Genomic DNA, 12740 nt, shown 5'->3' with positions numbered 1-12740 from the left:
CAGGCTTCGCCATTGGCGTTGGCGGCGATGGCAAAATTGTGTGTAGGCTAACGGTTCTGTCCTCGACCGGAGCCCCCCATGTCCGAGCCATCCTCTGCGGCACTGCCTGCCCCCTCCCGCCGCGAGGGGTGGTGGGTGCTGGCCGCCACTACCTGGGTCCAGGTGCTGTGCAGCGGGGGCATGCTGCTGGTGCCGACCCTGGCGCCCCAGGTGGCGGCGGCCTTCGGCGTGCCGACGGGCTGGGTGGGGCTGCAGGTCAGCCTGCTCTACGGGGTGGCGATGCTCGCCTCGCTGCAGTCGGCGGTGCTGGCCAGGCGCCTGGGGGGCTGCCGGGCCAGCCAGCTGGCCATGGCGCTGGTGATGGGGGGCTGCCTCATGGCGCTGATCGGCACGCCCCTGGCGCTGCTGGCCACCACCCTGCTGCTGGGGCTCGCCTACGGGGTCACCAGCCCCGCGGCCGCCGAGCTGCTCTCCCGCTTTACCCCGCCCGAGCGGCGCAACCTCGTCTACTCCATCAAGCAGACCGGCGTGCCCCTTGGGGGCGTGCTGGCGGGTCTGATGGCGCCGCCCCTGGCGGCCATCTGGAACTGGCAGGCTGCCTTCCTGGCGGTGGGGGTGGCGTGCCTGGCCACCCTGGCGGTGCTGCAGCCGCGTCGCGAGCGCTGGGACGCCAGCCGGGACGCCAGCGTGCGCATGCAGGGCGCCGGCAGCCTCGGCGTGCTGCGCCGCTACCGCGCCATGCGCTGGCTGGGGGCCACCGGCTTCTGCCTCTCCGCCGCGCAGCTCTCGCTGCTCAGCTTCGCGGTGGCCTACATGGTCGAGGAGCTGCTGCTGAGCCTGGTGCTGGCCGGGGCCGTGGTCTCCCTGGTGCACGTGGCCGGGGTCACCGGGCGCCTGGTCTGGGGGGCGCTGGCCGACCGCCTGGGGGGCAGCCTGCCGGTGCTGTTCGGCCTGGCCGGGGTCATCGCGGTGATCTTCTTCCTGCTGGCGGTGCTGGGCACCGCGGTGCCGACTTGGGTGACCCTGATCCTGATGGTGCTGGCCGGGGGCACCGCGGTGGCCTGGAACGGGGTCTACCTGGGGGAGGTGGCGCGGCGCTGCGAGCCCGGCGAGGTGGGCGAGGCCACCGCCGCCGTGCTGGTGCTCACCTATATGGGGGTGCTGGTGGGGCCGGCGCTGTTCAGCCTGATCGTGTGGCTCTCCGGCAGCTACGCGGTGGGCTTCCTGCTACCCACGGTGACCGGCGCGCTGGCCGTCTTCTGCCTGCTGCGCTGCGTGCGCAGCGACGGCTTGGCCGCCAGCGCTGGCGGAACGGGGCAGCCAAGCGATGACGCGGCGGTTACCGCGCCGCCAGGGCGGCAGGGGCGGTGACGCGGCGGTAGAGCTCGGCCAGCTCGGCGGCCTTGGCATCCTCGTGCCAGCCTGCCGCATGGGCGCGGCCTCGCTGGGCGAGGGCCCGACGCAGGTCGTCGTCCTCCAGCATCCGGTTTACCTTGGCGGCGAAGTCGTCGTGGGTCTCCTCGGCGATCAGGCAGCCTTCGCCCTCGGTGAGCACGTCACGGGTGCCCATCACCGCGGTCGAGACCACCGGGGTGCCCAGCGCCATGGACTCCAGCAGCACCAGCCCCTGGGTCTCGGTGCGCGAGGCGAAGACGAACAGGTCCGCGGCGCGGTAGGCGGCCTGGAGGGGGCCGTCGCGGTCCAGGTAGCCGAGGAACAGCACGGCGGCCCCCACCCCGGCATCCCGGGCCAGGCGAGCCAGCGCGTCCTGGGCGGGGCCCTCGCCGGTGATGATCAGGCGGGTATCGGGGTGCCTGGCGAGCACCAGAGGCAGCATCTCGATCAGGAAGCCGATGTTCTTCTCATGGGCGGCGCGCCCCACGAAGAGCAGCAGCCGTGCCCGGTGCGGGAGGCCATAGCGGGCGCGGAAGTCGCTCTCCTCATGGGGGTGGGTGAAGGCCTCCAGGGCCAGCCCGGTGGGAATCACCGCCATGGGGGTGGTCACCCCGTAGCGGGTCAGCGCCGACTGCATGGCCCGTGACGGTACGATCAGGGCATCGAGCCGGTGGCACTGGTTCACCGAGAGGCGACGCGCGGCGAAGCGCAGCCAGCGGCGTGGCAGCCAGCGCACGTAGTGGTGCAGGTACTCCTCGAAGAGGGTGTGGTAGGTGGCCACCACCGGAATGCCCAGGCGTCGCCCCAGCCCGATGCCGGCATAGTGGGCCACGAAGGGCGTATGCACATGGATCAGGTCGAAGGCCGGCTCGGCGAGCGGCGCGGCCAGGGCCAGGAGTTCCCGGTAGCGCATCATGCGGTCCTCCGGGTCCCCCGGAACACCCCGGGAGGAGATGCGTATCACCCCCGGCTCGTCCACCTGGCCGACCGGGTAGTCGGGGCAGGCCAGGGTGATCGAATGGCCCTGGCGCTGGAGGGCGCCGCGGAAGCTGGCGATGGAGGTGGAGACGCCATTGATGCGCGGAAAGTAGACGTCCGAGAGCATCAGGATCCTCAAGGCGCCCGGACGGGCCTGTGCCGCGCTGGTGGCCGCCTGGAGCGCCGCGGTGGCCGGGGCCAGCCGCGCCCGCTGCTCGGCCTGGATCTGCTGGGCCAGCGCATTGCCCCTGGCCAGCCGGATCAGGGATTCCACCTCCGCTTCGCTGAGCGGCTTGCGTGCGCGCCTTGGCATGCCGGGCGACCCTCCTGTGGGTATCCCGCCCATGGTGGCGTGCGACTGTGACGTTTGCGTGATCACGGGCCCCGGGCTCGCCGGCAGGGTCGTCCTGGCGCGCTATGCTGAAAGTGGCCGAGGCGCCTCGCCTCTCTCGATTTCCCAAGGAGTACGCCCATGTTGGACCTGATCTCCCACCCGGCAGAGCATGTCGTGGCGATGAAGGCAGGGGGCATCGTGACCGGCAGCGAACTGCAGCGCGCCATCGACGCCATCGAGGCCGCCAAGCGCAATCACCCGCTGATCAGTCTGGTGGTCGAGATCGACGACCTGCGCCTGATGACCCTGACCGCCCTGTTGAAGGACGTCGGCTACGGCCTGACCCAGCTCGGCGACCTCGAGCACTATCATCGCGCCGCCGTGGTCACCGACCAGTCCTGGATCCAGCTGATCGCCGACCTGGAGGAGCGGCTGTTCAAGGCAGTGGAGATCCGCACCTTCGCAAGCCACGAGCACGCCGCGGCCATGGCCTGGGCCGCCGAACTGCCCCAGGGTGCCCACGAGAACCCCGAGGAAGACGGCTACCACGGAGCGTGATAGCGTTCGGTGATTCTCCCGACGCACCACACATCAAGAGCAGCAATGACCGCCAACACTACCCAGCTCATCAATTTCGTCTTCGACATCGCCAACAAGCTCCGGGGCCCTTACCGGCCACCACAGTACCGGAAAGTCATGCTCCCCATGACGGTGCTGCGCCGTCTGGACTGTGTTCTGGCGCCCACCAAGGAGCAGGTGCTGAAGGAATATGACAGGCTCAAGGCAAAGGGGCATGAGGGGAACGCCTTGCATGCTGCACTTGCCAAGGCAGCCAGCAAGGGGCGCCAGCACCCGCTCTACAACATCAGCCCCTACACCTTCGAGACGCTGCTGGCGGACCCGGAGAATATCGCCACCAACCTCACCAGCTACATCAATGGTTTTTCCGAGTCCGCCAGGGAGATCTTCGAGGCCTTCGGCTTCGAGTCGGAGATCGAGAAGCTGGACAAGGCCAACCGCCTGTACCTCATCGTCAAGGGGTTCGCGGACCCCAGGGTTGACCTGCATCCGGGCCGGGTCAGCAACCACGACATGGGCTATGTCTTCGAAGAGCTGGTGCGCAAGTTCAACGAGCAGGCGAACGAGGAGGCCGGGGACCACTTCACGCCCCGCGAGGTGATCCGCTTGATGGCCCACCTGCTCTACACCGAGGACGAGGAGGTCTACACACCCGGCATCGCCCGCACCATCTATGACCCCACGGCGGGCACCGGTGGGATGCTGTCGGTCTCCGAGGAGTACATCACCGAGCAGAACCCCCAGGCCCACCTGGCGCTATTCGGGCAGGAGTACAACGAGGAGTCCTGGGCCATCTGCCGCTCCGATCTCCTGATCAAGGACGAACCAGTGGACAACATCGCCTTTGGCGACACCCTGGGCGACGGCGAGACCAGCGACGGCCACCCGGACAAGACCTTTCACTACATGCTGGCCAACCCACCCTTTGGCGTGGAGTGGAAACCCCAGGAAGACTACGTACGGAAGGAGCACAGGGAACTGGGCTTCCATGGCCGCTTCGGCCCCGGCCTGCCGCGCATCAATGACGGCGCCACCCTGTTTCTGTTGCATATGCTGAGCAAGATGAAGCCCAGCCCTGAGCAGGGCGGCGAGGGCTCGAAGATCGCCATCGTCTTCAACGGCTCACCGCTGTTCAACGGCGAGCCGGGCCCCAGCGAGAGCAACATTCGCCGCTGGATCATCGAGAACGACTGGCTCGACGCCATCATCGCCCTGCCGGACCAGCTCTTCTACAACACCGGCATCTACACCTACATCTGGCTGGTCAGCAACCGCAAGCCCATTGATCGCAAGGGCAGGGTGCAGCTGATCGACGGCACCCGCCACTACCGCAAGATGAAAAAGAGCCTGGGCAACAAGCGCAATGAGCTCAGTGATGAGCATATCGAGGAACTGACCCGCCTGTATGCCGAATTCGCCGATGGCGCCACCTGCCGGGTGGGCCTGAACGGCGAGCAGAACGAGCGGGTCTGCTCGAAGATTTTCGACAACCGTGACTTCGGCTACCTGAAAGTCACCGTGGAACGCCCCTTGCGGCTCAATTTCCAGGCCAGCGCCGAGCGCATCGAGCGTCTCTGGCAGGAAACCGCCTTCGTCAACCTCGCCAAAACCAAGAAGCGCAAGAACCCCACCGAGATGGAGGCCGAGGTGAAGGCCGGTGAGGCCACCCAGCAGCGCATTATCGAGATCCTCCGGGGGCTGGGCGACCAGCTTTATACCGACCGCGCCGCGTTCGAACCGCGGCTCAAGGCCGCTTTCAAGGCCGCCGGCGAGAAACTGCCCGCACCGATCAAGAAGGCCATCCTGGGCGCCCTGTCCGAGCGGGACCCGGAGGCTGCCATCTGCCGGGACAGCAAGGGCCACCCCGAGCCGGATACCGAACTGCGCGACACCGAGATCGTGCCCCTGCCGGCTGATATTCCCCTGCCGCTGCCCATCGGCTATGACAAGGACGCCGACAACAGCCAGTTGCTGGGCCTGGTTCTCGACCACTGCGAGGACTACCTGGCCCGGGAGGTGTTGCCCTTCGTCGCTGACGCCTGGATCGACCACGCCAAGACCAAGGTGGGCTACGAGATCCCCATCAACCGCCATTTCTACGTCTACGAGCCGCCCCGGCCATTGGAAGAGATCGAGCGCGATATCCAGGCGCTGGAAGGCGAGATTCTGGAGATGCTGAAGAAGGTGACGGCATGAGCGCGGGCGGGCTGAACGCGGCGGCAACTGTTAAAGATGGCTTAATGATTGGCCGGGGCCAGCGCAGAGAAGAACATGCCATACATGCCATGCACTTGCGAAAGTTGGAGGCGTTGGAGCAGCGGATCGAGAAGGGGGGTGACAAATGAGCGTTGCCATCTTTCCGCAGGAAGCGCTGAGCTGGCTTGGTCGATTACCTGCGGGCTGGCAGGTAAAGCCATTGAAGCATGTGGTGCGAGTGAATCCCGAGGCGTTATCCGATTCGACGGACCCTGATTGGCGGATGACCTACGCCGATATTTCCAGTGTGTCCCTCGGGCAGGGCATCGTGAACACTGAGGAATTCGCCTTTGCGGATGCTCCCTCTCGAGCGCGCCGACTGGTCAAGGCGGGCGATACGCTGGTTTCTACCGTTCGCACCTATCTGAGGGCCATCACAGTGGTTCGCGAACCGCCCGAAAATCTGGTCGCGTCCACTGGGTTTGCCGTTCTACGACCTGGCTCGGATATTGATGCCAACTTCCTTGGTTATTTCGCCACCTCGGATGCATTCGTCAATGCTGTGTTCTGGTCAAGTCGTAGCGGACACTTTTATTAAGCTGCTTCCGCGATTTTCTCGATCTCCCTCCATGAAGCGTCAGCGCCGCGCCGATATTCGCCGCAACGTCTTCTACCTGGTGCTGATCGGCATCGGCCTGGTGGCGCCCTTCGTGGCCTACCCGGTGTTCCTGATGAAGGTGCTGTGCTTCGCGCTCTTCGCCTGCGCCTTCAACCTGCTGCTTGGCTACGCGGGGCTGCTCTCCTTCGGGCATGCGGCCTTCCTGGCCACCGGCGGCTATATCACCGGCTACCTGCTGGCCAGCTATCCTGGGCTGACCCCGGAACTCGGCATCATCGCCGGCACCCTGGTCGCCGTGGCACTGGGGGCGGTGTTCGGGGCACTGTCGATCCGCCGGCAGGGGATCTACTTCGCCATGGTGACCCTGGCGCTGGCCCAGCTGGTGTTCTTCGTCTACGTCCAGTCGCCCTTCACCGGCGGCGAGGATGGCCTGCACGGGGTGCCGCGGGGTGAGCTGTTCGGCATCATCAGCCTGCGCAACAACCTGGCGATGTACTACTTCGTGTTCGCCATCTTCCTGTTTGGCTTCGCGGTCATCCAGCGCGCCGTGCACTCGCCCTATGGCCAGGTGCTCAAGGCGATCCGCGAGAACGAGCCGCGGGCGATCTCGCTGGGCTACAACGTCGACGCCTACAAGCTGGTGGCCTTCGTCCTCTCCGCGGGGCTCGCGGGCCTGGCGGGCTCCACCAAGACGGTGGTGTTCCAGCTGGCCTCGCTGACCGATGCCCACTGGCACATGTCCGGCGAGGTGATCCTGATGACCCTGCTGGGCGGGGTGGGCACCCTGTTCGGCCCGGTGGTCGGCGCCGGCATCGTGGTCAGCCTGCAGCACCTGCTGGCCCAGTCGCCGCTGGGCAACTGGGTGGGGCCGATCCTCGGGGTGATCTTCGTGATCTGCGTGCTGAGCTTCCGCAGCGGCATCGTCGGCGAGATCCTCAAGTCCTACCGCAAGAACTTCAAGTAGACGGGCTCGCGACAGCGCAGGCCACACCAGCGAAGGCGCCCTATGGGGCGCCTTCGTCGTGTCGGGGTGGGCCTGCCTGTGGCCGGAACTAGAGGATGCCCTTGGCCTTGGCGGTATGGATGGCGATGGCGTCCATCAGGGGCGGCGAAAGGCAGTCGTAGGGTTCGAGCTTCATCTCCTTCAGTCTGCCACGCACCTTGTCCATGTTGTCGGGGTTGGCCCCGGACTCGATGATCGATGACACGAAGGCCGCGAACTCCGGCGCGGCCCAGCCGTCGTCATCGGAGAGCTCGGTATGGATGAAGTCGAGGCCGTGGAAGGGGTGGCCGGTGTTCTCGATGCGGCCGAACATGTGGACGCCGCACTCCTTGCAGGCGTGGCGCTGGATGGCCGCCGAGGAGTCGACGATCTCCAGCTTCTCCTCGTGGGCGGTGACGCTGAGGCTGTCGCGGGGAACCACGGCCACCATGGAGAAGAGGGCGCCCTCCGGCTTCCAGCACTTGGTGCAGCCGCACACGTGGTTGTGGGCGCACTGGGACTTGATGGTGACCTCGACCCGGTTGTTCGCGCAGTGGCAATGCAGGGTACCGCCGCTGAAGCTCTCGCTGCCGGCCTTCAGGCCGCCATCCACCGCGGGGTGAATCCGGACGCTGCTGTTCGGTGTTGCCTGGGTGCTCGCCGCGACGGAGGGAGCCGCCGAGGTGTCCCGGGGCTGGCTGGCTGCGGTGGAGGGTGCGCTCTGCCCCCCGAACCAGCGCTTCAGGGTATCCATCAGGCTCATGGGCTTGCGCTCCTCGTTCAGACTCATTCGTGTCAGCATGGTCGTTCACCTCGCGTGGCCATTGTTGTTATCGCATTGGCTCCAGGGAACTGGGGCGTGCACTGCTGTCAGTCTAGGTGGCGCGGCGAGGGGGAATTATGCCCCGGCGGCACTAGTGCGTTCCCGTCAGGCAACGGTTAAGGGGAGGGCATGTGGCACCACCAGTGGCGGGGCAGGGTCGCGTCGGCCAGGGCTCGGCCCTGCCGGGCCAGGTCGATGACCCCCAGCCCCTCCAGCGCCCTGCGTTCCGCTGCCCATGGCGCCAGCCACTCATCCGGGCCTGCGGGGTGACGGCGCAGGGCCTGCCAGGTGCGCTCGATGGCTTCCCGGTGGGTCTCGGGCGCACCGTACCGCACCAGCATGCCGCGCCTTAGGCGGGCCAGCTCGCCCTCATCCGGCCGGGCCAGCGCCTCGCTCCGCCGGGCGAGGAAGTCGACGATCGCGCGCTGCAGCTCCGTCACGCTGGCCCAGGGGGACTGCACCACATAGCCGAGCCTGGGCCAGCCCGCGGCCTCTGCGTAGCGCACCGCCGCCACATAGCCGAAGCCGTGGCGCTGGCGCATCTCATGCTGGAAGGCGGCGTCGTGACAGGCGGCCAGCAGCTTCAGCATCCAGTGGCTGCGCGGGCTGGCGTCGACTCCCCTCACCTCCAGCATCACCGCACGCTCCTCGCCCAGGGGGGGCAGCCAGGACTCACCGCTCGTCGCCACGCTCGTCTCCATGGAGGCGGCAGTCGCCGGAGAGGCGTCAGGTGGCGCTGCCAGGATCTCGGCGAAGCGTTCGGCATCGCGCGCGGCTTGCCGCTGGCCTAGCTCGCCGCTGGCCCAGCCGAGCAGGCGCGGGCCTGGTACGCCGCGGGCGGCGCCGACCTCAAGCTGCCGCAGCAGCGCCCTGGCGAGGAGCCCCTGCGGGGGTGCGCTCGCGTCGGCATCGCCGGGTTCCGTCGACCAGGCGGCGAGCGCCTGCGCTACCAGGGAGGCGATCCGCCGGGGATCGCCCCGGGCCATCAGCCAGTCGCCGGCGGCATCCGCGGCGAGCGTCAGGTCGAGCCGCCGAGAGGCCGCGGCCTGGCGCAGTGCCAGGGTGCGTCGGTGCCAGCGCTTGAGCCTGGCCTCCTGGCCGGCCGGGTCGGCGGCCCAGCCCAGGCACCAGCTCGCACCGCCGGTGGCGCGCGGCCAGGCCGGCCCGCCCCACCAGAGGGTGAGACGGAGATCGCGGCGAAGGCATCCCGGGCTGGCCCTCCCGGCGGACGACGGTTCGGGCACCGGGTCGAGGGAGAGGGGCAGGCTCGGGGTAAGGCGCCCTGGTGATTCGGCCACGGGAGACGAGACGGGCAGGGCGAGCGGACGCCAGCGGGTCCCCGTCTCGGCTCGGGTCGACCAGGCGGCGTCCGCTTCCGGGGCGCGCCACAGGATGCGGCACTGCTCCCCGGCGAGCCATGGGGCCAGCGGCAACGCGTCGGCTGGCGAGTTGGCATCGGCGGCGAGTCGGCACGCCTGGCGGCGCGGCCAGGCATCCAGGTCGATGGCAGGCGAGGGCGGTGGAGGTAGCCGTTCCCCGAGCGCGCGCGCAGGCGCGGAGAGGCAGACGGCCAGCAGCGCGGCCAGGTCGGGTGTCGGCTCCGCCAGGGCCAGACGCATGACCAGGGCGGGGCCGGTGCCCTCGGGGGCCAGGTCGATGGCAAGATCCTGCAGGGCGGTCATGGCCTCCAGCCGGGCTGCCAGCCGGCCATCGGCCAGCCGCGCCGCCAGGGCGTCGAGTTCGCGGCGCCCGGCTCGGGCGACGGCGTCGGGCAGCGGCCAGATCAGCTCCAGCCGCGTGCCGCTGCCGGGTGGCGATGGCGTCGGTGGGCACCAGGCCAGCGCGGCGGGGTCGCGCCAGCGCCAGGCGGACGGGGCGGGTGGGCTGCCTCCGCAGGGAAGGCGGGCCCCGTGGCGCGCCAGCAGGGCGAGCTGCTCCTCCAGGGGCAGCGGGCCCAGCATCGCCAGGGCCATCCGCTCGGTGCGGTAGTGGCGGCGGTGGAAGGCGGTCAGCCGGGCCGCGAGCCCCCGCGGCGTGTCGTCGAGGGTGCCGCGGTGGCCGGCATGACAGCGCCGGGCCGGGTGGTCGGGGCGAAAGAGTCGCCCCAGGGCGGCGAGGCGGTGCAGGGCCGGGTCGGCCAGGCGTGCCCGGAACTCCGCCTCGAGGATGTCGACCTCCCGGGCGAGGCGTTCGGCATCGAGGCGCGGGCTGCCCAGCAGGTCGACGAGGCGCCGCAGCCCCTCGTCGGCGGCGTCCGGCGGCAGGTGGAGGTGGACGTCGGTGACGCTCTCGTCGGTGCGGGCGTTGTAGCGACCGCCCTGCTCGCCGATCCAGGCGGCGAAGTCGCCTTCGCCGGGGGCGCTGGCGGAACCGAGGAAGAGCCCGTGCTCGAGCAGGTGGGCCAGGCCGCGGCAGTCGGCGGGTTCGTCGAGATAGCCCACGCCCACCGCCCCCACCAGGCGCAACTGCCGGGCCTCGGGAACCTCTGCCGCCACGGTGGTCAGTCCGCTGGTCAAGCGTCGAAAGGCGCAGCGACTGCCGGGGGGCAATCCCGCCTCCAGCAGGGCCGCCTCGGGACCGCCGGCCGCGACCGCCTCGCTCATGAGCGGCAGAAGACCCGCGACTCGTGGACGTTGCGCGGTGTCAGCTCCTCGATCGTGCCGATGCCACCTTCGGCCTCGCGGCGGGCCGCCTCTATCAGGTGGTGGTTAGGAGAGAGCGAGCAGACCGGGTCGGTGGCGGCGGGATCGCCGGTCAGCAGGTAGGCCTGGCAGCGACAGCCGCCGACGTCGCGATGGCGCTCGTCACAGCTGCGACAGGGCTCCTGCATCCAGGCATCGCCGCGATAGCGATTGAAGGCCTCGCTGTCGTACCAGATCTCGCGCAGCGGCCTGTCGCGGACGCTGGGAAAGGTCATCGGCAGCAGCCGGGCGCTGTGGCACGGCAGCACGGCGCCGTCCGGGGCTACGGTCATGAAGATCGAGCCCCAGCCGCCCATGCACGCCTTGGGTCGGTCGTTGTAGTAGTCGGGCACCACGAACAGCAGGTCCATGGCACGCCCCCGCTCGGCGAGGCGTGTCCGCCAGCGGCCGGTGGTCGCCTCCGCGGCCTCGAGCTGCCCGCGGCTCGGCAGCAGTCCCGCCCGGTTGAGGTGGGCCCAGCCGTAGAGCTGGCAGTTGGCCAGCTCCACGGCGTCGGCGCCGAGCTCGTCGCACAGGGCGATGATGGCATCGAGCTGGTCGATGTTGTGGCGGTGCAGCACCACGTTGAGCACCATGGGATAGCCGGCGGCCTTGACCGCTCTGGCCATGGCCAGCTTCCTGGCATGTGCTTTCGCGGAGCCCGCCACCGCCGCGGCCACGTCGGGGTCGGAGGCCTGCAGGCTGATCTGGATATGGTCGAGCCCGGCCTCGCGCAGGGCGGCGATGCGTGCTTCGTCGAGGCCCTGGGCCGAGGTGATCAGGTTGGTGTAGAAGCCCAGTCGGCGCGCCTCGGCCACCAGCTGCTCGAGGTCCTGGCGCACCAGGGGCTCGCCCCCGGAGAAGCCCAGCTGCACGGCGCCCATCTCGCGGGCCTGGGCCAGGAGGTCGAGCCACTCCTCGGTGGTCAGCTCTTCCCTGACGCCGGCGAAATCCAGCGGGTTGGAGCAGTAGGCGCACTGCAGGGGGCAGCGGTAGGTGAGCTCGGCCAGCAGCCACAGCGGCGCGCCGCTGTGGGCGTTGATGGCGGCGGTATCGGAGCGGTCAGTCATGCTGGATCCAGCCCTGTTGCGAGGCATCGACGAGGAACGCCTGGACGTCCAGAGCGATGGCCCCGGTCGGTGCCTGGGGGTAGCGCGCCTCGAGGCGCTGGATCACGGCCTGCACATCGCGCTGGCCGTCGAGCTCGCCGAGGATGGCACCGGCGGTGTCGTTGAGCTGCACCATGCCCTCGGGATAGAGCAGCACATGGCGCTGCTGGGCCTCTTCCCACTGCAGGCGCCAGCCCGGACGCAGGCGGCAGACGCTGGTGGGACCGATCATGGTCGCCATCACGACACCCCCCGATGGTAAACCCTCTGGTCGGTGACGGTGTGGTAGGGCGGCCTGCCGAGCTGGTAGGCAAGGGTCATGGCGTCGAGCATCGACCACAGCACATCGAGCTTGAATTGCAGGATCTCCAGGGCTCGCTCCTGAGTCGCCCGGGTGGTGCAGACCGCCAGGGCCACCTCGAGCCCGTGTTCGACGTCCCGTCGCGCCTCGGTGAGCCGCTTGCGGAAGTAGCCATAGCCGGCCGCGTCGATCCAGGGATAGTGGGTCGGCCAGGTCGCCAGGCGGCTGCGGTGGGCCTCCGGCGCGAACAGCTCGGTGAGCGACGAGATCGCTGCCTCGCGCCAGTCCGCGCGGCGCACGAAGTTGACGTAGGCATCCACCGCGAAGCGGACCCCCGGCAGGACATGCTCCTGGGACCAGAGCTCGTCACGGGAGAGGCCCACCGCCTCGCCCAGGGTCAGCCAGGCCTCGATGCCGCCGCCGCCGCCGTCGGCGTCATGGCCGTCGTGGTCGAGCAGGCGCTGGATCCAGCGCCGCCGAAAGGCGGCGTCGGGGCAGTTGGCCAGCAGGGCGGCATCCTTCTGGGGGATATTGGTCTGGTAGTAGAAGCGGTTGGCGACCCAGCCTCGCAGCTGTTCCGGGCTGGCGCGCCCCTCGGCCATGTCGACCTGGTAGGGGTGGTGGATATGGTAGTAGGCACCCTTGGCCATCAGGGCCTCGCGGAAGGCAGAGGGGCTCAGGGCCTCTCCCTGCGCTGTCGTCGACGGCGACGCGATGCGAGTCATGCGGGACTCCTTCTGCTG

The 12740-nt window shown here is 69.1% G+C and carries 11 protein-coding genes; 5 read left to right on the top strand and 6 right to left on the bottom strand.

Annotated features, from left to right (window positions below; all coding sequences use genetic code 11):
- Positions 1–78: 78 nt before the first annotated feature.
- On the top strand, positions 79–1371 hold the full coding sequence (locus D1793_RS15140; protein WP_119022895.1) for an MFS transporter: 1293 nt from the start codon (positions 79–81) through the stop codon (positions 1369–1371).
- Here the strand turns inward: D1793_RS15140 and D1793_RS15135 are convergent.
- Positions 1340–2686: a glycosyltransferase gene (locus D1793_RS15135; protein WP_119022894.1), complete on the bottom strand. Its 1347-nt coding sequence runs from the start codon at positions 2684–2686 to the stop codon at positions 1340–1342. The two genes, D1793_RS15140 and D1793_RS15135, sit on opposite strands and share 32 nt — an antisense overlap.
- A gap of 159 nt (positions 2687–2845) precedes the next feature.
- Between D1793_RS15135 and D1793_RS15130 the strand changes: the two genes are divergently transcribed.
- The 4 genes from D1793_RS15130 to D1793_RS15120 all read left to right on the top strand — a co-directional run bounded on the left by D1793_RS15130 (position 2846) and on the right by D1793_RS15120 (position 7065).
- The gene (locus D1793_RS15130) at positions 2846–3265 is read left to right on the top strand and encodes an STAS/SEC14 domain-containing protein (RefSeq protein WP_119022893.1); all 420 of its coding nucleotides are present in this window, start codon (positions 2846–2848) and stop codon (positions 3263–3265) included.
- A 45-nt stretch (positions 3266–3310) separates the two neighbouring features.
- Positions 3311–5482, top strand: coding sequence for a class I SAM-dependent DNA methyltransferase (locus D1793_RS15125; protein WP_119022892.1), 2172 nt, complete (start codon positions 3311–3313; stop codon positions 5480–5482).
- Between the two features lie 145 nt (positions 5483–5627).
- A complete protein-coding gene (locus tag D1793_RS19510) occupies positions 5628–6080 on the top strand; it encodes a restriction endonuclease subunit S (RefSeq protein WP_162899985.1) in 453 nt (150 codons plus the stop codon).
- 31 nt (positions 6081–6111) lie between these two features.
- Positions 6112–7065 carry a branched-chain amino acid ABC transporter permease gene (locus tag D1793_RS15120; RefSeq protein ID WP_119022891.1) on the top strand — a complete coding sequence of 318 codons (954 nt, stop codon included), beginning with the start codon at positions 6112–6114 and terminating at the stop codon, positions 7063–7065.
- 88 nt (positions 7066–7153) lie between these two features.
- Here the strand turns inward: D1793_RS15120 and gfa are convergent, their stop codons facing one another.
- The 5 genes from gfa to pqqC all read right to left on the bottom strand — a co-directional run bounded on the left by gfa (position 7154) and on the right by pqqC (position 12722).
- Positions 7154–7885: an S-(hydroxymethyl)glutathione synthase gene (gene gfa / locus D1793_RS15115; protein ID WP_240407686.1), complete on the bottom strand. Its 732-nt coding sequence runs from the start codon at positions 7883–7885 to the stop codon at positions 7154–7156.
- A gap of 137 nt (positions 7886–8022) precedes the next feature.
- Complete coding sequence (locus tag D1793_RS15110; RefSeq protein WP_119022890.1) at positions 8023–10509, bottom strand: insulinase family protein; 2487 nt, start codon at positions 10507–10509, stop codon at positions 8023–8025.
- Positions 10506–11657: a pyrroloquinoline quinone biosynthesis protein PqqE gene (gene pqqE / locus D1793_RS15105; RefSeq protein WP_119022889.1), complete on the bottom strand. Its 1152-nt coding sequence runs from the start codon at positions 11655–11657 to the stop codon at positions 10506–10508. Before pqqE ends, D1793_RS15110 begins: the two co-directional genes overlap by 4 nt.
- Entirely contained in the window at positions 11650–11937 is a 288-nt protein-coding gene (gene pqqD / locus D1793_RS15100; RefSeq protein ID WP_119022888.1) for a pyrroloquinoline quinone biosynthesis peptide chaperone PqqD, read from the bottom strand. The genes pqqE and pqqD overlap by 8 nt, the downstream gene beginning before the upstream one ends.
- Positions 11937–12722 (bottom strand): pyrroloquinoline-quinone synthase PqqC, encoded by a 786-nt coding sequence (gene pqqC / locus D1793_RS15095; RefSeq protein ID WP_119022887.1) that lies wholly within the window; start codon positions 12720–12722, stop codon positions 11937–11939. The genes pqqD and pqqC overlap by 1 nt, the downstream gene beginning before the upstream one ends.
- Between the last annotated feature and the right edge of the window lie 18 nt (positions 12723–12740).

Origin of the sequence: Halomonas sp. JS92-SW72, assembly GCF_003547075.1 — a bacterium.
GTDB lineage: Bacteria > Pseudomonadota > Gammaproteobacteria > Pseudomonadales > Halomonadaceae > Halomonas > Halomonas alkalicola.
This window is presented reverse-complemented; position numbering and strand designations above follow the sequence as displayed.